General features: G+C 67.0%; 20 protein-coding genes. 5 read left to right on the top strand and 15 right to left on the bottom strand.

Going from position 1 to position 21,422, the window contains the following annotated elements; genetic code table 11:
* Window positions 1-189: 189 nt before the first annotated feature.
* The gene (locus A5771_RS06645) at window positions 190-1,380 is read right to left on the bottom strand and encodes an amidohydrolase family protein (RefSeq protein ID WP_064854396.1); all 1,191 of its coding nucleotides are present in this window, start codon (window positions 1,378-1,380) and stop codon (window positions 190-192) included.
* A 35-nt stretch (window positions 1,381-1,415) separates the two neighbouring features.
* Window positions 1,416-3,029, bottom strand: a complete 1,614-nt coding sequence (locus A5771_RS06640) for an AMP-binding protein (protein WP_064854395.1) — start codon at window positions 3,027-3,029, stop codon at window positions 1,416-1,418.
* Window positions 3,030-3,086: 57 nt separating this feature from the next.
* Between A5771_RS06640 and A5771_RS06635 the strand changes: the two genes are divergently transcribed.
* Complete coding sequence (locus A5771_RS06635) at window positions 3,087-3,809, top strand: enoyl-CoA hydratase/isomerase family protein (protein WP_064854394.1); 723 nt, start codon at window positions 3,087-3,089, stop codon at window positions 3,807-3,809.
* Here A5771_RS06635 and A5771_RS06630 read toward each other — a convergent pair.
* Window positions 3,806-4,450, bottom strand: a complete 645-nt coding sequence (locus A5771_RS06630) for a TetR/AcrR family transcriptional regulator (protein ID WP_064854393.1) — start codon at window positions 4,448-4,450, stop codon at window positions 3,806-3,808. The two genes, A5771_RS06635 and A5771_RS06630, sit on opposite strands and share 4 nt — an antisense overlap.
* A 140-nt stretch (window positions 4,451-4,590) precedes the next feature.
* On the opposite strand from A5771_RS06630, the gene A5771_RS06625 reads away from it, so the two are divergent.
* Genes A5771_RS06625 through A5771_RS06610 form a run of 4 tightly spaced genes read left to right on the top strand, consistent with a single transcriptional unit; the run spans window position 4,591 to window position 9,081 of the window.
* Window positions 4,591-5,889, top strand: a complete 1,299-nt coding sequence (locus A5771_RS06625; RefSeq protein WP_064854392.1) for a cytochrome P450 — start codon at window positions 4,591-4,593, stop codon at window positions 5,887-5,889.
* A 33-nt stretch (window positions 5,890-5,922) separates the two neighbouring features.
* Window positions 5,923-7,128 (top strand): cytochrome P450, encoded by a 1,206-nt coding sequence (locus tag A5771_RS06620; RefSeq protein ID WP_064854391.1) that lies wholly within the window; start codon window positions 5,923-5,925, stop codon window positions 7,126-7,128.
* 49 nt (window positions 7,129-7,177) lie between these two features.
* Entirely contained in the window at window positions 7,178-8,017 is an 840-nt protein-coding gene (locus tag A5771_RS06615; protein WP_064854390.1) for a mycofactocin-coupled SDR family oxidoreductase, read from the top strand.
* A 47-nt stretch (window positions 8,018-8,064) separates the two neighbouring features.
* Window positions 8,065-9,081 carry a phosphotransferase gene (locus tag A5771_RS06610; RefSeq protein ID WP_082947080.1) on the top strand — a complete coding sequence of 339 codons (1,017 nt, stop codon included), beginning with the start codon at window positions 8,065-8,067 and terminating at the stop codon, window positions 9,079-9,081.
* 20 nt (window positions 9,082-9,101) lie between these two features.
* On the opposite strand, the gene A5771_RS06605 is transcribed toward A5771_RS06610, so the two are convergent.
* The 12 genes from A5771_RS06605 to A5771_RS06550 form a co-directional block, all read right to left on the bottom strand.
* Window positions 9,102-11,498, bottom strand: a complete 2,397-nt coding sequence (locus A5771_RS06605; RefSeq protein WP_064854388.1) for a CaiB/BaiF CoA-transferase family protein — start codon at window positions 11,496-11,498, stop codon at window positions 9,102-9,104.
* A gap of 4 nt (window positions 11,499-11,502) precedes the next feature.
* Complete coding sequence (locus tag A5771_RS06600) at window positions 11,503-12,477, bottom strand: enoyl-CoA hydratase/isomerase family protein (protein WP_064854387.1); 975 nt, start codon at window positions 12,475-12,477, stop codon at window positions 11,503-11,505.
* 8 nt (window positions 12,478-12,485) lie between these two features.
* Window positions 12,486-13,604 carry a M24 family metallopeptidase gene (locus A5771_RS06595; RefSeq protein WP_064854423.1) on the bottom strand — a complete coding sequence of 373 codons (1,119 nt, stop codon included), beginning with the start codon at window positions 13,602-13,604 and terminating at the stop codon, window positions 12,486-12,488.
* A gap of 5 nt (window positions 13,605-13,609) precedes the next feature.
* A complete protein-coding gene (locus A5771_RS06590; RefSeq protein ID WP_234782971.1) occupies window positions 13,610-14,803 on the bottom strand; it encodes a M24 family metallopeptidase in 1,194 nt (397 codons plus the stop codon).
* A gap of 47 nt (window positions 14,804-14,850) precedes the next feature.
* Window positions 14,851-16,032, bottom strand: coding sequence for an amidohydrolase family protein (locus tag A5771_RS06585; RefSeq protein ID WP_064854385.1), 1,182 nt, complete (start codon window positions 16,030-16,032; stop codon window positions 14,851-14,853).
* Window positions 16,033-16,056: 24 nt separating this feature from the next.
* On the bottom strand, window positions 16,057-17,247 hold the full coding sequence (locus A5771_RS06580; RefSeq protein ID WP_109401050.1) for a cytochrome P450: 1,191 nt from the start codon (window positions 17,245-17,247) through the stop codon (window positions 16,057-16,059).
* Window positions 17,248-17,300: 53 nt separating this feature from the next.
* Window positions 17,301-17,498 carry a ferredoxin gene (locus A5771_RS06575; RefSeq protein WP_064854422.1) on the bottom strand — a complete coding sequence of 66 codons (198 nt, stop codon included), beginning with the start codon at window positions 17,496-17,498 and terminating at the stop codon, window positions 17,301-17,303.
* Window positions 17,495-18,151 (bottom strand): TetR/AcrR family transcriptional regulator, encoded by a 657-nt coding sequence (locus A5771_RS06570; RefSeq protein WP_064854383.1) that lies wholly within the window; start codon window positions 18,149-18,151, stop codon window positions 17,495-17,497. The genes A5771_RS06575 and A5771_RS06570 overlap by 4 nt, the downstream gene beginning before the upstream one ends.
* Window positions 18,152-18,196: 45 nt before the next feature.
* Entirely contained in the window at window positions 18,197-19,015 is an 819-nt protein-coding gene (locus A5771_RS06565) for an SDR family NAD(P)-dependent oxidoreductase (RefSeq protein ID WP_064854382.1), read from the bottom strand.
* A gap of 106 nt (window positions 19,016-19,121) precedes the next feature.
* The gene (locus A5771_RS06560) at window positions 19,122-20,405 is read right to left on the bottom strand and encodes a cytochrome P450 (RefSeq protein WP_064854381.1); all 1,284 of its coding nucleotides are present in this window, start codon (window positions 20,403-20,405) and stop codon (window positions 19,122-19,124) included.
* Window positions 20,402-20,866: a hypothetical protein gene (locus A5771_RS06555; RefSeq protein WP_064854380.1), complete on the bottom strand. Its 465-nt coding sequence runs from the start codon at window positions 20,864-20,866 to the stop codon at window positions 20,402-20,404. Before A5771_RS06555 ends, A5771_RS06560 begins: the two co-directional genes overlap by 4 nt.
* A 29-nt stretch (window positions 20,867-20,895) precedes the next feature.
* Window positions 20,896-21,417 (bottom strand): hypothetical protein, encoded by a 522-nt coding sequence (locus A5771_RS06550; RefSeq protein ID WP_064854421.1) that lies wholly within the window; start codon window positions 21,415-21,417, stop codon window positions 20,896-20,898.
* Window positions 21,418-21,422: the final 5 nt, after the last annotated feature.

The raw sequence follows: 21,422 nt of genomic DNA, 5'->3' as shown, positions 1-21,422 counted from the left end.
CCCCCCCCCCCCCCCCCCCCCCCCCCCCCCCCCCGCCCCGCCCCCCCCCCCCCCCCCCCGCCCCGCCCCCCCCCCCCCCCCCCCCCCCCCCCGCCCCCCCCCGCCCCCCCCGCCCCCCCCCCCCCCCCCCCCCCCCCCCCCCCCCGACGCTCAAGACCATCTCGGGAATGGTCTGCCAGCGGGGCACCTCTAAACGGTGACGAGGCGACCGAGGTTACCGCCCATGATCTTGGCCTGGTCCTCGACGGAAAGGTGCGACAGCGCCGTCACGTAGTGGGTCGGCTCGGCCAGGCCCTCCGGGTGCGGCCAGTCGGAGCCGTAGAGCACCTGGTCCACACCGATCAGGTTGATCAGGTCGTCGATGCCCTCTTCGTAGAACGGGCTGACGTAGATGCGGTTCTTGATCTCTTCCATCGGGTTGCCCAGGAAGGCTTCGGGAGCCTTCTTGTACACCTCGGTCATGGACTCCATCAGCGGGAACATCCACTTGGAGCCGGCCTCGACGATGCCCACCTTGAGCTTCGGGTGGCGGAACAGCGCACCGTGGATCACCCAGGACGCCACCGCATCCTGGATCGGGCGCCACTCGTTGAGGATCTGCATGGCGTTGGTCTGGAACGGCAGCATCTCCTGGGCGGCGCCGTCCCACTCGGAGGTGTAGCGGGAGTAGCCGCTGTCCGACGAGTGCATCCCGACGAAGACGTCGTATTCGACGCACTTCTCCCAGAACGGGTCGAACTCGGGCAGCGCGAAGGACCGCGGCCCGCGGAAGCCGGGCACCGGCGCCGGGCGGATCAGGATGGCGCGAGCGCCACGCTTGACGGCCCAATCCAGTTCTTCGATGGCCTTCTCGACGATCGGCAGGGTGATCACCGGCGTGGTGAAGATCCGGCCCTTGTAGTTGAAGCCCCAGACCTCGTCGAGCCACTGGTTGAGCGAGTGGATGATGACGTGGATCGCGACCGGGTCGTCGCGCAGCCGTTCCTCGATCAGGCTGGCCAGGGTCGGGAACATCAGCGAGCGGTCGACGCCGAGTTCGTCCATCAGTTCCAGACGCGGCCCCGGCTCGAAGAACGCCGGAATCGACTTCATCGGCTCACCGAACAGCTCCCGCTTGCTCTTGCCGTCGGGGTTGCCGTACTTGAAGTACTCCTCCCAGGCGCCCGGCTTGGCCACCACGGAGAACGTCGGGTTGGGAATGTACTCGCTGATCTGACCGCGGATGGCGATCTTGGTACGCCCGTTGATCTCGACGTACTGGACGATGTCCTTGTACTCCTTGGGCAAGTACTTGGTCATCGCCTCCGGCGGCTCGTAGAGGTGGTTGTCGGCGTCGAACAGCGGGAAAGGAATCTCGACGCGGTGTGACAGTTGACCCATGAAATGCTCCTTTTCGGCTCGTGAGAATCATATTCTCACAAAGGTGTCGGTGCAACCTCGCCGGCGAGCTGCTGGCGCACCACGTACTTCTGCACCTTGCCGCTGGCGGTACGCGGGAAGTCGTCGACCTCGTGCAGCTGCTCCGGCCACTTTTGGCGAGCCACGCCGAGGCGCTCGAAATGGGCCTGCAGTTCCGGCATCGTCGGTAACGCGGACCCGGGCTTGAGGCGCACGACCGCCGCCGCCCGCTCCCCCAGGCGGGCGTCGGGCACCGCGACCACCACCGCCTCGGTGACGGCGGGCAGCGCCAACAAGACCTCTTCGACCTCGACGGCGCTGATGTTCTCGCCGCCGCGGATGATGACATCGGCCTTGCGGTCGGTGATGGTCAGATAGCCGTCGGCATCGAGCACCCCGACGTCCCCAGTGTGGTACCAGCCGTCGGCGTCGAAGGCCGCCTCGGTCAGGGCGTCGTCGGTATAGCCGAGGCACAGGTCGGGCCCGCGGCTCAGGATCTCCCCGTCGGGAGCCAGCCTGATCTCTACGCCGGGCCGCGCATTGCCGTCGGTGAACAGTCGCTTGTCCTCGGCAGCGCTGGGGGTGGAGCCGGTGATCGACGGGTGTTCGGTGCTGCCGTAAGACCGGTACACGAAGATGCCCAGATCCGCCAGCCGGCGGGTGACCGCCGCGGGCACCGTCGACCCACCCAGGCCGACGTGGCGGATGTGCCGTAGGTGTTCGGGAGCGAAATCCGGATGGTCGAGCAGGCTGGTGACGAAATACGGTGGGCCGCCGCCGATCGACACGCCCTGCTCGGCCATCAACGCCAGCGCCTTCGCGGGATCCCAGACGTCGGCGAGGTCGATCGGCGTGCCCTCCAGCACCGGGATCAAAAACGCCCCGATCATCCCGATGAAGTGCCCGACCGGGGTTGCGGTCAGTTGCCGGCCGCGGTCCTTGGGGTAGTTGGCGAGCAGCTGGCGCGTCTCGAAGCACAGCGTCTGGTGACTGTGGATGACGCCCTTGGGGTTTCGCGTGGTTCCGGACGTGAAGGCGATCAGCGCCGGCGCGCCGGGGTCGGTGGCCAGTGTGCCGGGCATCGGCTCGACGTCCAGCAGGTCCTCGAAGTGCTGTGCGGCACCACTCCCGCCCACCACGCTCGCACCGCTCCCGCCCACCACGCTCGCACCGCTCCCGCCCACCACCCCGACGATCGGGACATCCGCCACAAGTTCGGGCACAAACGTCATCCGCCCGAACTTCTCGGCGGTGATGAATACCCGCGGCTTGCTGGCGGACAGGATGTAGCCCAGCTCCTTGGCCCCGTAGAAGTGCACGACCGGCACCACCACCGCCCCCAGGAACGCCGCGGCCCAGAAGGTTGCGGCGGCCTCCATCCAGTTGGGCAGTTGAAACGCCACCACGTCGCCGGGTCCGACACCGCGGGCGGAGAGCCCGGCCGCGAGCCGGCGCGCGGTCTGCTCGACATCGCCGAAGCTGCCCCGCCATGGGCGGACCTCGGAGTGCACCTCGAAGCGGCAGTCCGCCGCCTCGGACAAGCACTGCGTGAGCAGGTCACCGAGGGTCTCGTGGGTCCACCACCCGTTGGCTTCGTAGTGCCGCGCCAGGTCGTCCGGAATCTTTCGCATGACGCCCGTGATGTTATTCTCCTAATCCGAGAATGCCAATATCTTCATTGGAGAGTCATGGTTGATGTCGAGTTGGATGAAGGATTGGCGGTCATCACGATCGATCGTCCCCAAGCGCGCAACGCGATCGCCCCGGAGACGATGGATCAGCTCGATCGCGCGCTGGACGCGGTCGCCGCGGCCCGGGCAGTGGTCATCACCGGCGGTGGCGATCGGGCCTTCGTCTCCGGCGGAGATCTCAAGCAACTCGCCGCCATCCGCACCGAGTCCGACGCGCAAGCCATGGCGTGGCGGATGCGGTTGTTGTGCGACCGGATCGCCGCCTTTCCGGCGCCGGTGATCGCCGCGCTCAACGGGCACGCGCTCGGAGGCGGCGCTGAGGTGGCCGTTGCCGCCGACATCCGCATCGCCGCCGCCGACGTCAAGATCGCCTTCAACCAGGTGTCGCTGGCGATCATGCCGGCCTGGGGCGGCGCCGAGCGACTGGCCGCCCTGGTCGGACACAGTCAGGCGCTGCTGCTGGCCGGCACCGGAACCATGCTGGACGCCCCGGCCGCCGAACGGATCGGCCTGGTCAACCGGGTGGTGCCCCGCGAGTCGTTCGAGGCCGAATGGCGTGGCCTGGCACGGTCGTTGGCCAACCCGTCAGCCGCCGAGATCAAGCGTGTGCTCGCCGGCGCGTCGGCCGACGAAGCGGTGGCGGCGTTCGCTCGGCTGTGGGTCTCCGACGAGCATTGGGCGGCAGCGGATCGCTTGCAGCAGGGCCGGGCGCAACGCTAATGCGCCGCGTGTCCCGAGGTCAGTGCGGCGCCGGGGGCAGGTTCCCCCGGCTCGCCCTCGAGTCGGCGCAGCCAGCGCTCGACGAACTCGACGGTCTCGGCGTGGCCGAGGGTCATGCCCAGCGCCTCTTGTTCGATGATCAGCATCCGCGACGCGCTGGTCATCAGCACCATCAACACCGTCGCCGGAAACTCTTGCGCGTCGATGCCGTAGCGCGCCAGCAGTCCGGCCACCGCCTCGATCTGTTCGGCGCGAAGCCGTTCGGCATAGGTCGCGATCTCCGTCCGCAACGCCTCCCGCTGGTTGGCCAGCGCCATGAACTGCATCGTCAGCGCGGTCCATGCCGGGTCGGTGTTGAAGCGCCACAGCGCCCACAACGGCTGCGGCGAGGCGAGCACCTCGGCCTGTTCGGCCAAACCCTGGTCCCCGCGCCGGCGGAACATCGCCAGGAACAGCTCGTCCATGGTGCGGAAGTAATAGTGCACGAGTTGGTGCTTGAGGCCGGCCTGCTCGGCTACCCGGCGCGAGCTCACCGCACCGTGACCGGCGGTCAGCAGCAGCTGTTCTGCGGCATCGAGCAGCAACGTCCGGTTCTTGGCGTCCGGGGCCCCAATTCTGCGCTGCCCCTTAGGTTCGGGCATATCGTCCGCTTTGCATCGTCGTCGTCCACCTTTACATGTCCGGCGGCCATCGTAATGCCGCCTCAACCCTTGACCCCCGGTGCCACCCATGCTAAGCAGATGCTCAGCACCTGTCAGCCCATTCTGCAGAGAGGTCCACGTTGACCGACTTCGACACCATCGACTTCTTCACCGATCAGTCCCTGGTACCCGATCCGCACCCGTACTTCGACTACTTGCGCGCCCAGGGCCCGGTCGCCCCGCTGAACGTCTACGGCGTGTTCGCCGTGACGGGTCACGAAGAAGCGAACGAGATCTACCGCGACTCCGACACCTACTCCAATCTCGTCGCGGTCGGTGGGCCCTTCCCGCCGCTGCCGTTCACCCCTGAGGGCGACGACATCAGCGAGCAGATCGAGGCGCACCGCCACCTGATGCCGATGACCGAGCACATGGTCACCATGGACCCGCCGATGCACACCAAGGCCCGGTCACTGCTGAGCCGGCTGCTCACCCCCAAGCGGCTCAAGGAGAACCAGGACTTCATGTGGCAGCTGGCCGACCGGCAGCTGGACTACTTCATCGACAGCGGCAAGTGCGAGTTCCTCTCCGAGTACGCCCGGCCGTTCGCGCTGCTGGTGATCGCCGACCTGCTCGGTGTGCCCGAGGAGGACCGCCCGACGTTCCAGGAGGTGCTGGGCGCACCGCAGCCGGGCGCTCGGATCGGCTCGCTCGATCACGAAGAACTGGCCCACGACCCGCTGGCCTGGTTGGACGGCAAATTCAGCAGCTACCTCAGTGAGCGGCGCGAGAATCCGCGCGCCGACGTGCTGACCGACCTGGCCACCGCCACCTACGAGGACGGGTCGATTCCCGAGATCGGCGACGTGGTCAAAAGCGCCACGTTCCTCTTCGGAGCCGGGCAGGAGACCACCACCAAACTGCTCAGTGCCGCACTGCGTTTCCTTGCCGAGGACCCGAGCCTCGTCGCGCAGCTGCGCGAGGACCGCAGCAAGATCCCGAACTTCCTCGAGGAGACGCTGCGGATGGAGAGCCCAGTGAAGACCGACCCACGGCTGGTGCGCAAGACCACCACGCTCGGCGGGGTCGAACTGAAAGCCGGCACCGTGGTTGTGATGTTCCCCGGCGCGGTCAACCGCGACCCTCGCAAATTCGACGACCCACACGAGTTCCGCATCGACCGGCCCAACGTGCGCGAGCATCTGGCCTTCGCTCGCGGCACGCACACCTGCCCCGGCTCACCGTTGGCGCGCGCCGAGAGCCGGATCTCGCTGGAACGCATCCTGGATCGCATGACCGACATCCGGCTCGACGAGTCGCAGCATGGCCAAGCAGGCGAGCGACGGTTCACCTTCGAACCGACGTTCATCCTGCGCGGCCTGACCGAGCTGCACCTGGAATTCACCCCGGTGGCGGCTCCCGTCCCCGCCGGCCTGTAGATCGCAGCTCTGCCGAAGGGACGGACACACACCATGACGGTCACCACCACCAGCGCAGCGCGCTACGACCCGTACGACATCGAACTCAACAACGATCCGTACCCGATGTTTCGCCGGCTGCGCGAAGAGTCGCCGCTGTACTACAACGAAGAGCACGACTTCTACGCGCTGAGCCGGTTCGACGACGTGCACGCCGCGTTCGCCGACTACCAGACATTCAGCTCGGCCAGGGGCGCCGTTCTCGAGATCATCAAGTCCGGCATGGAGATTCCGCCGGGGATCCTGATCTTCGAGGATCCGCCGATCCACGACATCCACCGCAACCTGATGGCCGGGATGTTCAGCCCACGCCGGATGAACGCGCTGGAAGCGCAGATCCGGGAGTACTGCGCGCGCTGCCTGGACCCGCTGGTGGGCACCGGGCGGTTCGACTTCGTCAACGACCTCGGCGCCCAGATGCCGATGCGGGTGATCGGGATGCTGCTGGGTATTCCCGAAGATCAGCAGGAGCATGTCACCGAACACGGTGACGCCACCATTCGCACCGAGCCGGGCCAGAAGATGACCGACAACCCGGACGGGCCGATCGCCACCGGTGACGTGTTCGCCGACATCATCGACTGGCGGGCCAAGAACCCCTCGGACGACTTGATCACCGAGCTGATGAACGCCGAGTTCGAGGACGAAACCGGCACCCGACGCCGGATGGGACGCGAAGAACTGCACCTGTTTCTGACCGTGCTGGCCACCGCCGGCAGTGAGACCACCACCCGGTTGATCGGGTGGAGCGGCAAGGTGCTGGCCGAACACCCCGACCAGCGGGCGGAAATGGCGGCCAACCCGGCACTGATCCCGCGGGCGGTCGAGGAGCTGGTCCGGTTCGAGCCGCCGGCGCCGCACGCGGCCCGCTACGTCACCCGGGATGTGGAGTACTACGGCCAGAGCGTGCCCGAAGGCTCGGCGATGCTGTTGCTGATTGGCGCCGCCAACCGTGATCACCGCCGGTTCCCGCCGGACGGCGACGTGTTCGACATCCACCGGGAACGGCGCCCGCACCTGGGTTTCGGCCACGGCACGCATTTCTGCGTGGGCAACGCGCTGGCCCGGTTGGAGTCGAGGATCGCCATCGAGGAGATCCTCAAGCGCTTCCCCGAGTGGGAGGTCGACCTGTCCGCGACGCAGCTCTCCCCGACATCGACGGTGCGGGGCTGGGTCTCCATGCCGGCGATAATCCCCTGATTCCACTGTCCCCCAGGCTTTTCCCCTAACTGACAGAATTGAGGTTTCCATGACTGGACGTGTTGAAGGCAAGGTCGCGTTCATCACCGGCGCGGCGCACGGGCAGGGCCGCAGCCACGCGGTCCGGTTGGCCGAGGAGGGCGCCGACATCATCGCGATCGACGTCTGCAAGCCGATCGTCGAGAACTCGCCCATTCCACCGGCCACCCCGGAGGAACTGGCCGAGACCGCCGAGCTGGTCAAGGCCCGCAACCGCCGGATCTTCACCGCGGAAGTCGATGTGCGCGACTATGACGCACTCAAGGCTGCAGTGGACGCCGGCGTGGAGGAGCTGGGCCGCCTGGACATCATCGTTGCCAACGCCGGCATCGGCAACGGCGGCGACACCCTGGACCAGTGCAGCGAACACGACTGGCAGGAGATGATCGACATCAACCTGTCGGGCGTGTGGAAGACGGTCAAGGCCGGTGTGCCGCACCTGATCTCCGGTGGCAATGGCGGGTCGATCATTCTGACCAGCTCGGTCGGCGGGTTGAAGGCCTACCCGCACTGCGGCAACTACGTCGCCGCCAAGCACGGCGTGGTGGGCATCATGCGCTCGTTCGCCGTCGAGTTGGGCCAGCACATGATCCGGGTCAACACGGTGCACCCCACCCATGTCAGCACCGGAATGATCATGAACGAGGGCACCTGGAAGATGTTCCGGCCCGACCTGGAGAACCCGGGCCCGGACGACATGGCCCCGATCTGCCAGCTTTTCCACACCCTGCCGATTCCGTGGGTGGACGCGGTGGACATCAGCAACGCGGTGCTGTTCTTGGCCTCTGACGAAGCCCGGTACGTCACTGGCGTCACCTTGCCGGTCGACGCGGGAAGCTGCCTGAAATAGCCGCGCCGACGATTCCCGATGACTGGGAGACGATCTCACCGGAGTGGATGACCGCGGCGATCAGCGGTCACCACCCCGGTGCGGTGGTGGAGGCGGTTTCGGTCGCCTCCCGGGACGACGGCACCAACCGGCGTGCGCGCCTGGCGCTGCGTTACGCGGCAGGCAGTGGACCGGCCACCGTCTTCGTCAAGGCGATCGACCCCGAGCACGCCGACCTGGTCGAGCTGACCAGCGGCCTCTACCATGAGCCGCGGCTGTTCCTCTCCGAGATCGCTCTGCCACTTGATCATCCCCGGGTCTACCGGGCCGTGATCGACGAGGAACGCCGGGATTTCCTGTTGCTGATGGAGGACGTGGTGGCACGCGGGGCAGACCCCCGCGACGCGACCCGGCCACTCAGCCTCGACGAAGCGGCTGCGGGGGTACGCGGGCTGGCCCGACTGCACGGCGCCTTCTGGGGGGAGCGCATCACCGGCAACCCCGCCCTGGGTTGGGTGGAGCCGTTCGTGCCGTTCGCCGGCTTGGAGCTTGCGCCGCTGGAGATCGCCTACCAGCGGCTGGGCAGCTCCGTACCCGCCGAGATCACCGCGATGAGCGGCGCGGAACTCTTCGGCGACATCTGGGCCCGCTACATCCGCAGCCTGACCCTGGGTCCGCAGACGCTGCTGCACGGCGATCCGCACATCGGCAACACCTATGTGCTTCCCGACGGTGAGGTCGGTTTCCTGGACTGGCAGATGGTGCGGCACGGCAACTTCTCCCTCGACCTGGGCTACTTCCTGCAGGGCGCGCTGAGCGTCGCCGACCGGCGTGCCGGCGAACGGGAGCTGCTGGAGGAATACCGTGGCGCCCTGGGTCTTCCGGAAACGGAGTTGCCCGCGGCAGAGCAGATCTGGTTGCACTACCGGGCCTCGGCAGCGCACGGGCTGGCGATCTGGATCGCCACGCTGTCCGGTGGCGACAGCTGGCAGCGACCCGATATCAGCCTGGCCTTCGCGCAGCGCTACGCCGCGGCGTTTACCGACCTCGACACCCGCGCGGCGCTGGATACCCTGGAAAGCTAAGGCTCGTCTCCGGGCCTCGGCTAGCCCAGTGCGCTGCCGATCACCCCGTCGGCCGCCAACGCGGCGATCTCGGCGTCGTGCAGGCCCAACTCGCGCAGCAGTTCGTGATTGTGCTGGCCCAACAGCGGCGCGTGGCTGGTGTGAACCGGGCCGGGCGACATCCGGGCCGGCAGCGTGCTGTAGGCGGCCCGGCCGTTGACCGGGTGTTCTACCTGCTCGAAGAATTCCCGGTCGCTCAGCTGCGCCAGTTCGGTCTGGCGGTGCGGTTGCATCACCTTGGCCACCGGAACCCCTGCGCCCCAAAGCGTTTCGACGACATCGTCTGCGCTGTGGGCCGCACACCAGGTCGCCAGCTGATCGTCGATGAAATCATGGTGGGCGCGTCGGCCAGCCACCGTGGACAGTGCCGGATCGGCGGCCCAGGACGGCTCGCCCAGCGCGGTGCACAGGCTCGTCCACTGCGCATCGGTGGCCACAGCCACCGCCACCCAACAGTCCTCGCGCCCGAACTCGTCGATACCGGCGGTGCGGTAGAGGTTCTGCGGGGCCGCGGCCGGGCCCCGATTGCCGTCGCGTTGCAGCAGTGCACTGTACGCCGAATACTCGATCACCTGCTCGGCGGCGATGTTGAGCGCGGCATCGATCATCGGCGCTTCCACCAGCACGCCCTCGCCGGTGCGCCGGCGATGCTCCAGGGCCAACAGCAGGCCGGTCAAGGCGTGCACGCCGGCGTTCGGGTCACCGATCGAGTACGGCTCGTACGGGTTGCGGTCCGGGAAGCCGGTGAGCCAGGCCAGCCCCGAGGCATCCTCGATGACGTAGGCGAAGGCCGGGTTGTCGCGCCACGGGCCGTCGAGGCCGAACCCGGGCATCCGCAACATGATGATGTCGCTGCGCAGTGACTGCACGAATCCGAAGTCCAGGCCGAGATTGTCGATCACTCGCGGGGTGAAGTTCTCCACGACCACGTCGCAGGTCGCGATCAGCCGGTGCAGGACGTCGCGGCCGGCCTCGGTCTGGAAGTCCAGGGTGAGGCTTTTCTTGTTGGTGTTGAGCGCAGCGAAGATCGGTGACTTCTCCCACCACTGCTCCTCGGTGGCCGGTATTCCGGCGATCAGCCTCGTGCCGTCGGGGTGGCGAGTCGATTCCAGGTGGATCACCTCGGCGCCGAGCATGGCCAGCAGATGGGTGCAGGACGGCCCCGCCCAGAAGGTGGTCATGTCCAGGACGCGTAAGCCGCCGAGCGGCAACGATTCCGACGTCGCGACCACCGGCGGGGCATCGCGCTGCGGCGGCGGTGACTGCCGGTAGTGCTGCGTGTGTTCACCCAGGCGCGGCGCCGGCGCCGGCGCCGGCAGCGGAACCCCGCTCAGCCGGTACGGGGGAAGCGGCTGGATGAACCCGTCCCGCGGGTTGCGGGTGAACACCTGGCGGTGCTGGAAGTGGTCCAGCGTCGGCACGTTTTCGCCGTTGCCGACCGGCGAATTGGGTATCCGGAACGCCGACGCCAGGTCACGGACATCGTCGACCTTGTGATTGCGGACCCATTCGTACAGGGCCGGTGCGTGCAGGTTGGCCTGCTCGGTGATCGACAGCGGCGAATTCTCGTCGATCCACTCGTCATGACCGGTCATCGCGCACAAGTCGAACCACTGCTGCGCGGTGCCGCATCCCAGCGCGACCAGCCCGTCGGCGGCTTGGGCCACCCCCGGCACCGTGGGCCTGCGTTCCGAGCGCCACGGGCGGTCGAGCACCTGGAAGTAGGTCACGGGATAGTAAGTGAGACCAAGGATCTGGACTTCCAGCTTGGACAGGTCGATCAGTTCGCCGCGGCCGTCGCGCTGGGCGCGGGCACGTGCGGCCAGCGTCAACGCCGCCGCATAGGCGCCGGCCAGCCAGTCCCCGACCTGCCCGCCGATGTGTACCGGCGCGCGATCCTGCGATCCGCGCCCGAGACCGACCGCTCCCCCCGACCACGCCTGCAGGGTGAACTCGGTGGCCGCGCGATCCCGCCACGGCCCGGCCAATCCGAACGGTGTTATCACGGTGACCACCAGATGCGGGTGGCGGCGGTGGATCTCGGCCGGCGCGAAGGACGGGTGAGAACCCAAGCCGCCCTCCGGTGACCACACCACTGCGTCGGCCGAGGCCAGCAACCGGTGGACGAACTCGATATCGGAGGGCGCGGCTGGGTCGCTGATGACGCTGCGCTTGGAGCACCCCAGGAAGCTGAACAGCGCACCCCCGAGGCCGACATCGACCTCGGCTCCCGATGCGGACCAGCTCCGCAACGAATCGCCTTCGGGCGCCTCGACATTGATCACCGTCGCTCCGCCGTCGGCAAGCATCTTGGTGGCGTAGGCGCCGGCGATACCGTCGGACAGATCGACGACGGTATAGCCGTGCAGCGGCGCCACGGCGTCACGAATCCTTGTTGCGGCTGGACTTGCTCAGCCGGAAGTCGGGCGGGAACCTCGCGTCGTTGTCCTTGACCGCGCCGGACAGGCCCGATTCGATGGCGTCGTCGAGCATCAGGTCGTCGGCGTCCGGCGCCACCCCCGAACCCATCGACTCGAAGAACGCCGACAGCAGGCTGCCCATGTACTCGCCCTGGTGCTGCTTGTAGACCTCGAAGAACATCTTCTGCATGAAGACGGTGTCGACTGGACGGTTACGCGCACAGGCCAGCGCGTACTTGTCGACTTCGGCTTCGAGCTCATCGCGCGACACCACCTTGTTGAGGAAGTTGCATTTCTCCATATCGGCGGCGGTGAAGGGCCGCCCGGTGAACACCATCTCGGAGAACTTGCGCAGCCCCATCATCTGCACCCAGGTCCACATCCGCGGTCCCCACCCGTAGTAGCGGAACGACGGGTGACCGAAGAGTGCGTCGTCGGACGAGATCACCAGGTCGGCATCGGCGGCCTGGTAGAAGTGCCAGCCGTAGCAGTAGCCCTTGGCCTCCACGATGCTGATCTTCTTGAGCTCCTGCAGCGGTCGGTTGCCGGCCTGCACATTGGCGTACCACGCACTGATGGTGGCGCCGTTGCGGAAGGTGCCCTTGGGCGGATAGGTGACGTCAGCACCCAGGTCGCCTTCCAAACGCAGTTCGGCCAGCCGCATTTCGGGCGCCTCGACGCCCTCCATGAACTCCGGCAGATCGGCCCCGCTGCCCAGGTTGTCCCCGACACCGCGGATCACCACCACCTTGACGTCATTATCGACACTGGCTCCGCGCAGCAGGTCCGCGTAGCGCAGCCGCGCCGCCGAGGTCGGCGCGTTGAGGTACTCCGGTCGGTCGAAGGTGATCGTGGCGATCTTGGTGGCCGGATCCTTGTGGTATCGGATGATCTCCTCGGCTGAGGGCCGTTCGGAAGCGCCTGGCGTACCCGACATTCTGCTCCTTATTTGGACGGACTGGTGGTCAACACTTCGTGGCCTTCATCGGTGATCAGCACCGCTTCGCGCTCGAACACCGCACCCACACCGGGCTCGAACACGTAGCCGGTGACGGCCAGCACCATGCCCGGCTCCAATCGTTCGGTGGCCGCGGTCTGGGGAAGGTGAGCCGATACTACCGGCAGATCGAAGCCCATTCCGAGGCCGTGGGCCACCGGTACCGGCGGCAACGGCTCCCCGGCCCGGGCGTAGGCGGTCAGCAGATCACTGCCCGGAGCGCCCGGTCGACAGGCTCCGGATAGCCGCTGCCACAGCGCTTCTGACCTGTCGTACAGCGCTGCGGCGTTGCGGTCCGGCGCTTCGCCGACCTGGTGAGTTCGCCCCACTTCGCCGACATAGCCGCCGGCCAGCACCCCGGCCGAGAACCCCACCAGGTCACCCGGGCGCGCCCGGCGATCGCCGCCGGCGCGACGCCAGGGGTGGCCCCGCGACGTCACCCAGGCGATGTCCTGGTTCGCCGGGCTGCTGACCCCGGCGGCGATCATCGCCTCCATCAGCACCCCGGCCAGGAACTGCTCGCTGACACCGGGTTCCAGTGCGGCCACGGTCGCCGCCAGCGCCGACTCGGCCACTCGGATCGCGCCCCGCAGCGCCGCCACCTCGTCGGAGGTCTTGATCCGCCGGGCCGAGCGCATGACCAGTTCGCCGTCAATGAGGTCGGCTTTGGGGAAGGCCAGCGGGAGCAGCTGCGCGAACATCGGTGACATCGCGTCGGTTCCGACCCGGCGCGCGGTGAACGCTCCCTCGATGTGCGCCAGCGCCGCGGTGATATTGGTCGGATTCCACGAGTTCTCGTAGATGTTCTCGTGCGGAATGTCCTCGGGCACACCGTCATCGGTGGTGTTCAGCAGGTGGATGGCCCCGGTCGCCCGCACCAGCACGCAGCTGGGGCCGAACGGGTGGGTTCCCGCCGCCCAGCGCTGCGGCGCCCCGGTGACATAGCGGATGTTGGCCTGCCGCCCCAGCACCAGTACGTCGAGATCGTGGGCTTCCATCTCGGCCAGCGCGCGCTCACGTCGTCTCCGGCGCAGCGCGAGGCCGTCCGGCAGCACCTCGGTGGTCATGGTCATCAGCACTCGCTGTAAGGGCTGTACGGGTAATCGGTCAGCGAGAGGAAACCGTCCTCGGTGATCACTACGACCTCTTTACCGCGGAATCCGCCGGTGCCGTCGGCCCACACCATCGGCTCCAGCACCAGCACCATGCCCCGCTCGAAGACGAAGTTCTCGTCGAACTCCGCACCCAGGTCGGTGCCGATCATCGGTGTCTCGGCGGGACTTACGCCCAGGCCGTGGCCCAGGTAGCCGTGCGGCAGCCAGGGCCGCTGCCGCCCGTTCGCGGCGGTGGCCGCGCGGGCCAGATCACCGGCGGTGGCGCCGGCGCGGGTCCGGTCCAGCATCGCCGACAGGATCTCGAGCCATCGGTGGAACTGCGCCTGCTGACGAGACGTCGGGGCGGCCCCGACGATCCAGGTCCGGCCGAAAGCCGAGCAGTAGCCGCCGTGGCTGATCGAGACGTCGGTCCACAAGACTTCACCCGCGGTCAACTCGCGACCGGTGGCCAGCAGCGGCAACGCGAGATCGCCGTAAGTGGTCCACACACCGGAGTTCCTGCTGCCGGGCATCACCTGCCAGATCGGCTCCACCATGCTGGCGTCGGCGCCCGATTCGAAAGCCGCCCGCAGAAAGTGCGCCGACAGCTCCATCTGACGGACGCCGGGTGCCAATACCTCCTGCACCCCGGCCATCGCCCGCTCGGTGATCCGGCAGGCGGCACGGATGTGGGACAGTTCGTCGGCGGTCTTGATCAGCTTGGCTGCGCTGACCAACTGAGCCGCATCGACCGGCCGCCGGCCCGGAAACAGCTGCTGGTGGGCACGTCGCATCGCGCCGGTGCACTCGTCGATCCCGAGCACGGCGGTACGCGGAACCAGATCGGCGAGCTCCCGGGCGAAATGGTCGACGCCCTCGTCGAATTCGAGATACAGCGGTCCGTGCACATGATCGGCGGGCAGTTCCGAATCACAACCGTCGGGAAACGGCGGGAACACGTGCGGCCACGGGTCGTCGGCGAGCACCACCGCGACCGGTCGTTCGACGTGGGACAGTCCAGCGTCGCCGAGGCGCCAACTGGTTCCGGTGGCGTAGGTGACCGCGTCGTTTCCCAACAGCACCAGGGCATCGACACCCCGGTCGGCCATCGCCGCCCGCAGCCGGGCGCCGGTCTCCCGACGCATCCGGCCCCGGTCGACAACATCCGAGATCTCGACGCTGCCGGCCTCGGTGGCCGGCGCGGTCGCCGACGCCACTGTCACAGTCCCAAAAACGCCTTGACGTTGCCGCTCACCACTTTCGTGGCGGCCTCCGGACCAAGCGCGTTCACCACACTGGCCAGCGACTTCTCCGAATAGCCGAAGGTGCTTTCGTTGTGCGGGTAATCCGACGACCACATCACGTGATCGACCCCGATCTGGTCGATCAGTCGCAATCCCAGCGGGTCGACCATGAACGACGCACTCATGTGGGTGTCCCAATAGTGCCGGATCGGGTGTTCCAACTGGTGGTTGAACATGTGCTGGTAGGAGGCCAGCAGGTGCTCGGCGTCCTGCAGCGCTGACGGCACCCAGGCGATTCCGCCCTCGAACCAACCGACCCGCAGCTTCGGGTGACGGTCCAGGATGGCCCCGAAGATGTACTTGGAGAACATCTCCCGGAACGAGTCGACATTGATCATCATGCCCACGACGACACTGTTGACCTCACAGGGAGTCTTCGGCGGGGTCTCACCGATGTGATGGGTCACCGGTAACCCGGCGTCCTCGATCTCGTCCCATACCGGGCGCATCGCCTCGCTGGAGTAGTCGATGATGGCGCCGTCGTCGCCCTTGCCGGGATTGAGCGGCAGCAGGAACGTTTTGAGCCCCAAAGATTTCAGCTCGGACAGCGTGCGCCGGGTGCCGGCGGGATCCCACCAGTTGATCAGGCCGACCCCGTGGAAGTGGCCACCGGAGCGCTCCTGCAACTCCGCCATGTACTCGTTGTAGATGCGAAAGACCCTCTCCCGCAGCTCTTTGTCGGGGAAGTGGAACAGCGCGAGCACGGCGTTGGGGAAGGCCAGCTCCTTGTCGACGCCGTCTTCAGCCAGCTCGGCGATGCGCGCCTCGATGTTGGTGCTGGCGGCGCCGGCCAGGTCGTCGTACTGCATCAGCACCGCGGAGAAGTCGCCGGGCAGGAAGGTCTGCCCCTTGCGCCCGACCATGTAGGCGCCGTCCTCGTACCAGATCCGCGGCGCCTTGTCGCGCAGTTCCTCGGGGAAGCGCTGGTAGAAGATGTCGTCGGCCAGCGAGATGTGGTTGTCGGCGGAGAAGATCTCGGTGCCGGCGGGTAGGCCGACCTTGCCGGCGACGCCTCGGGCCTGGCCGCGACGATCTTTGGGTGCCCCGTATCCGCCCGGCGGATAAAATTCAGCGGTCTGCGTTGCGCTACTTGACATCTCAATCCACTCCAATCGGGCGGGTTACCAGGTGACGGGGAGCTCGTAGACGCCGTAGGCGAGCCGGTCGTTCTTGAACGGGATCTCGTCGACGTCCACCGCGAGCTTCAGCGTCGGGATGCGGCGGAACAGGGTGCGGAAGGCGATCACCATCTCGGCGCGGGCCAGCTGCTGGCCCACACACTGGTGCGGGCCGAACCCGAACGCCATGTGCTGGCGGGCCGGCCGCGCCAGGTCGAGGACCTCGGGCTCGGGGAAGACGGTGCCGTCCCAGTTGGCCGGGGCCAAGTCGATGATGATGCCGTCGCCGGCCGGGATCGTCTGGCCACCGATCTCGATGTCGTCCAGGGCGACCCGGCGCTGGCCGGTGTGGATGATCGACAGGTAGCGCAGTAGTTCCTCGACCGCGTTGGCGATCGCGGCGTCGTCGTCACCGCGGAACACCGCGGTACGTTCGGCGATCTTGTCGGGCTCGTGCAGCAACGCCACGATGCCCAGGCCGATCATGTTGGCGGTGGTCTCATGGCCGGCGATGAGCATCCCGGTGCCCAGCTGGGTGGCCTCGCGCACCGACAGCTCGCCGTTTTTCACCCGCTTGCCCAAGTCGGAGACCATGTCGTCGGCCGGTTCGGCCATCCGGGCCTCCAGCAGCCGGACCAGATACTTGGACAGTTCGGTGGCGCCCTCGGCGAGGTCGTCGGAGGTGGCGTTGCGATCCACGCCCATGGTGGCGTGCTGCTGGAAGAACTCGTGGTCCTCGTAGGGCACGCCGAGCAGTTCGCTGATCACCAGGGAGGGAATCGGTAGCGCGAATCCCTCGATCAGGTCGGCCGGTTGCGGGCCGGCCAGGATCGCATCGAGGTGCTCGTCGGTGATCCGTTGCGCCACCGGGGTCAGCGCGTCGACTCGCTTCATGGTCAATGACGGGGACAGGATCCGCCGGTAGCGGATGTGCTCGGCGCCGTCGGTGGTGAACACCGACTTGGGCCGGTGATCGACGCTGGCGCGCATCATCTCGTTCCAGTGCGGGAAGCCGGGCTGGTGGTCGTCGACGCTGACCCGGGGGTCGGAGAACAGCGTGCGTACCGCCTCGTAGCCGGTGATCAGCCAGGGGGTGCTGCCGTCCCAGATCCGCACCCGGCTCAGCGGAGCCTGCGCGGCGAGCGCCATGGTCTCCGGCGGCGGGGCGAACGGGCACCGGCCGTCCCGGCTCATCGGGTACTCCGGTGTTTCGGTGGCCGCAATGGTGGTTGCGTCGGTCACGCTTGTCACTCCTCCACGATCTTGATGGCTCCGGATGGACAGACGCGTTCTGCCTGCCGAAGGGCTTCGGCCAGTTCTTCGGGTGGGTTCTCGTCAAGCACGACGACGACGCCGTCCTCGTCGCGCTGGTCGAATACCCGGGGCGCGAGGGCCACGCACTGCCCCGACGACGCGCAGATGTTCTGGTCGGCGGTGACTTTCATGCGGTTCCTCCCGTGACCGGGGCGCGCCACAATCCCACGATCGCGTCGATGAGGTTGGAGCTTGCCTCTTGCCAGCTGGTTTTCGGTTTGCTGCCGGCGGCCAGCCCGCGTTCCCAGTCCGCGCAGGTGTGCATCAACAGATTGCGGGCCATCACGTTGCGGGCCTGGCGGACCGGCGCCGGCAGGTCCGGCAGGCAGCGGTTGATCCCCTCGATGACTTCCACCAGTGACGGTGAACTCAGCGCGTCCTTGACGACGATGTCGTGGTAGGCGGGATCTGCCATCACTTGTGCGGCGAAGCGCGCATACCAGGTCGGATTACCCAATGCGGCAAGGTGATCGGTGAGTGGCCGGACCAGACACGACACCCAGTCCCGCAGTTCCGCCGAGCCCGCGGCGGTGGCGACCATCTGCTCGCGCAACCGCTCGACGGGCGCCCGGTGGCTGCGCTCGATCTCGCGCACCAGGTCGGTTTTGGTGCCGAAGTGGTAGCCGACCGCGGCGTTGTTGCCCTGGCCGGCAGCCTCGCTGACCTGGCGGTTGGACACCGCGAACACCCCGTGCTCGGCGAACAACTGCTCCGCGGCGGTCAGAATCGCTTCCCGAGTGGAGTTCGCCCGCTCGGCCCGCACTGCCCTATCAGCGGTGGTCACGGCCGCCAGTCAACCCCGTTCCGCGAATTAAGTCAAGCGCTTGATTTAACGGGCTTGGTCGCTGCGCCGGCGGATGGCCTTGCCGGCCACAGTCCCGCCGTCGACCGGTAGCACCACCCCGGTGACATACCGGGATCGGTCACCGGCGAGGTAGAGCGCGGCCTCGGCGACATCGTCGGCGCTGCCCTCGCGCTTGAGCGGCCGGTCTGCGCGCATCGTCTCGCGGATCGCCGCTTCGTAGCGCACGATGGCCTCTTCGTCCAGATTCGCCGCCGCCGACGACGCCACAAACGGTGTCGGAATGTTGCCGGGGGCGATGGCATTGACCCGGATCTCATAGTGGGCCAATTCGATTGCGGCGGATTTGGTGAACTGGATGACCGCGGCCTTGGACGCGCGATACGTCATCACCCCGCCACCGGCCTGAATCCCACCGATCGAGGTCAGGTTGATGATCGCCCCGCCGCCGGTCTTGGACATCTGCCGGGCGGCGTCGCGGGTGCCGGCCATCACGCCGAGCACGTTGACCGCCATGATGCGGTGAAAGTCGGCCAGGTCGTCGTCGAGGAAGCGTTTGTGCATGGTGCCCGAGACGCCGGCGTTGTTGACCATGATGTCCAGGCTGCCGAACTTCTCGACGGCGGCCTCGACCAACGCGCCGACTTGGGCCGGGTCGGCGACATCGACGACCCGGAACGACGCCTCGTCGCCGAGCTCGCGCGCCAGGTCCTCGCCGCGCTCGGGATCCAGGTCGGCGATGACCACCCGGGCGCCCTCGGCGAGAAACCGCTCGGCGATGCCACGGCCGAGACCCGATGCTCCCCCGGTGATGATCGCCGTTCGACCCGCCAGCTCGTTGACCATCGACACCCTTCGTTTCGGAGAACACCGCAGCGGTTCGACTCAACCCGCTTCGTGTCGATCAGTCAAGCAACTGATTTAACTGGGCCGGGGCGTTCGCTGTCGGCGGTCAGGGCGCGAACCGGATGTGCAGTCTGGTCAGCCCGCGCAGGATGAAGGTCGGCAGGTACCGGTACCTGCGCTGCCCGTGCGGACCGTGAACATCCTCGTCGATCCAGATCTGCGAGGTTCGGTCGAAGAGTCGCTGAAGGCTGACGACCGCCTCGGTGCGGGCCAGCGGGGCGCCGGGGCAGCTGTGCGGGCCGCGGCCGAAGGCGACGTGACTGCGTGCATTGACCCGCTCGGCGTCAAAGACATCCGGGTCGTCGAACTTGTCCGGGTCCCGGTTCATCGCCGCATTGACCAGCATCACGATGGTGCCCGCCGGGATATCCACGCCGCCGACGGTGACCGGCACCCTGGCCATCCGGAAATCGCCGCGCACCGGGCTCTCATAGCGCAGGCATTCCTCGATGAATCGCGGCAGCAGATCGCGGTTGGCCCGCAGCCGCCGTTGCAGCGCCTGGTCTTCGGCGATGATCATGACCGCCGTGGACAGCAGGCGCACGGTGGTCTCCTGGCCGGCGGCGAACAGGTTGGCCGCCACCCGGACGGCGTCGATCACCTCCGGCGTGCTGCCGTCCGGAAAGGTGGCCGAGGCGACCGAGGTGAGCACGTCGCCGCGCGGGTTGGACCGCCGGTCGGAGATGTACTCGGTGAACTTGCCGTAGAGGTACTCCAGCGGCGTATGAGCCATGGCGTCTCCGGTGCTGCTGCCGATTGTCCCGGCACTGCCCCGCAGTAGTGCGGAGCGGAACTCGCCATGGTCGGCCTCCGGGACACCGAGCAGGTCGGCGATCACCAGCATCGCGAACGGGTTGGCGAAATCATCGATGAATTCACATGATCCGCCGACCAGCACCTCATCGTAGCGTTGATTAGCTAGTCGCCAGATGAATTCTTCGTTCTCCTTCAGCCGTTTCGGGGTGATGATCCGTGACAGCAGGGACCGGTGGGCGGTGTGCTTCGGAGGGTCGAAGGTGGGCAGTTGGTCGCTGAACGGCAGTTCGTCCCGATATTTCTCGATCAGCGGCGAGACGTCTTCTCCCTCCAGCCGAACCGGGAAACCCGGGAAAGGACCGGTCACCGACACGCACGCCGAGAACCGCTCGGTGTCGTTGTAGATGGCCACGCCTTCGTCATAGCCCGTCACCATCACCACGCCGTGGTGCGGCTCCCGGCGTAGCGGGCCTTCGTCACGCAACTGCGCGAGGTAAGCGTACGGGTCATGCAGCACCGCGTTGTCGGTGAAGAAGTCGACCGCGTCGATGTCGGTTCGGCCGGTGATGGTCACTCGGATATCTCCACTCCCTGGTAACTGTCCAGCATCTCCATGTTCGGCAGCGCCATCTGCAGATAGAGGTCGATGTGGGAGATCTTTCCGTCATCGGCGAACTCGTAGACCGACAGCGAATTCACCACCGACGTGAACTCACCGACCTCGCTGCGCTCCTCGAGTTCGAGAAAAACCACACCGTCGACCTCGCTCACCCGCTTGAACGACGCCTCCCAGCTCGACGACGGCGCCCAGTTCGACAGAAACCCCAGATACTGCGTCCAATTCATCACCTCCTTGAAATTGCCGACGCGCTCGAACTCGCCGGTGTCGACCAGTGCCGCCAGCGGGGCCCAGTCGTCGGCGGTGAAACCGGGCCGCTTGGCGGCATCGGCCAGCCGCTTGACCATCTGGGTGTACAACAGCACGGTGTACGCGCGTCCGCTATAGCCATCGATGACCTCGTCAACGCCCTTCATCGCAACCCTTTTCTCGCAACGGTATTCGGTCAGATGGAGACTCCGGCCTTCTCCAGGCAGCGGTGCAACGCGTCCACATACTCGGTGGTGCCCTGGAACGGACCGCTGACTCCGATCGCGACCTCCAGGAACGGGCTGTACTCGTCGTTGACGTGGGTCTCCCAGCGCGACACCTCGCCCTTGTCGTTGGTCTCGACGAAGCTGTAGGAGTAGAAGCCCATGGTCTTGCCGTCTTTGGTAGTGCCCTGCCACCGGGTCTTCATCACGAATCCGTTGTCGGCGGACCAGTAGTCGAAGCTGGCCGGTTTCCAGTCGGGAAAGGTCAGCGAGTAGGCCTTGGCCTCCATCGTGGCGGCCTGCGCGGTGTCGGCGGGAAACTCCTTGAGTAAGAAGACCTGATCACCGGTAAAGTACGGCGAGACGTACACACCGTCGTCGGCGAAGGTCCACACCTCGTAGGTCTCACCATCCTGAACCCCTTGGCGCAGATAGGCGTTGCGGTATGCCTCGGCCATCCGGCGGTGGTGTTCGATACGTTCCCGGATATCCATGCTGT

The sequence above is a fragment of the Mycolicibacter sinensis genome (assembly GCF_001667375.1).
Classification (GTDB): Bacteria; Actinomycetota; Actinomycetes; order Mycobacteriales; family Mycobacteriaceae; genus Mycobacterium; species Mycobacterium sinense_A.
The sequence above is the reverse complement of the archived record's forward strand: the minus strand, read 5'-3'. Positions and strand labels throughout refer to the sequence as shown.

Excerpts from the sequence above, each read along its gene's own strand:
- A5771_RS06595 (WP_064854423.1), bottom strand. The coding sequence starts at position 13,604 with ATGACCACCGAGGTGCTGCCGGACGGCCTCGCGCTGCGCCGGAGACGA.
- A5771_RS06600 (WP_064854387.1), bottom strand. The coding sequence starts at position 12,477 with ATGTCGGGTACGCCAGGCGCTTCCGAACGGCCCTCAGCCGAGGAGATC.
- A5771_RS06620 (WP_064854391.1), top strand. The coding sequence starts at position 5,923 with ATGACGGTCACCACCACCAGCGCAGCGCGCTACGACCCGTACGACATC.
- A5771_RS06565 (WP_064854382.1), bottom strand. The coding sequence starts at position 19,015 with ATGGTCAACGAGCTGGCGGGTCGAACGGCGATCATCACCGGGGGAGCA.
- A5771_RS06580 (WP_109401050.1), bottom strand. The coding sequence starts at position 17,247 with ATGAGCCGGGACGGCCGGTGCCCGTTCGCCCCGCCGCCGGAGACCATG.
- A5771_RS06645 (WP_064854396.1), bottom strand. The coding sequence starts at position 1,380 with ATGGGTCAACTGTCACACCGCGTCGAGATTCCTTTCCCGCTGTTCGAC.
- A5771_RS06610 (WP_082947080.1), top strand. The coding sequence starts at position 8,065 with ATGACCGCGGCGATCAGCGGTCACCACCCCGGTGCGGTGGTGGAGGCG.
- A5771_RS06550 (WP_064854421.1), bottom strand. The coding sequence starts at position 21,417 with ATGGATATCCGGGAACGTATCGAACACCACCGCCGGATGGCCGAGGCA.
- A5771_RS06575 (WP_064854422.1), bottom strand. The coding sequence starts at position 17,498 with ATGAAAGTCACCGCCGACCAGAACATCTGCGCGTCGTCGGGGCAGTGC.
- A5771_RS06555 (WP_064854380.1), bottom strand. The coding sequence starts at position 20,866 with ATGAAGGGCGTTGACGAGGTCATCGATGGCTATAGCGGACGCGCGTAC.
- A5771_RS06630 (WP_064854393.1), bottom strand. The coding sequence starts at position 4,450 with ATGCCCGAACCTAAGGGGCAGCGCAGAATTGGGGCCCCGGACGCCAAG.
- A5771_RS06635 (WP_064854394.1), top strand. The coding sequence starts at position 3,087 with ATGGTTGATGTCGAGTTGGATGAAGGATTGGCGGTCATCACGATCGAT.
- A5771_RS06585 (WP_064854385.1), bottom strand. The coding sequence starts at position 16,032 with ATGTCAAGTAGCGCAACGCAGACCGCTGAATTTTATCCGCCGGGCGGA.
- A5771_RS06640 (WP_064854395.1), bottom strand. The coding sequence starts at position 3,029 with ATGCGAAAGATTCCGGACGACCTGGCGCGGCACTACGAAGCCAACGGG.
- A5771_RS06615 (WP_064854390.1), top strand. The coding sequence starts at position 7,178 with ATGACTGGACGTGTTGAAGGCAAGGTCGCGTTCATCACCGGCGCGGCG.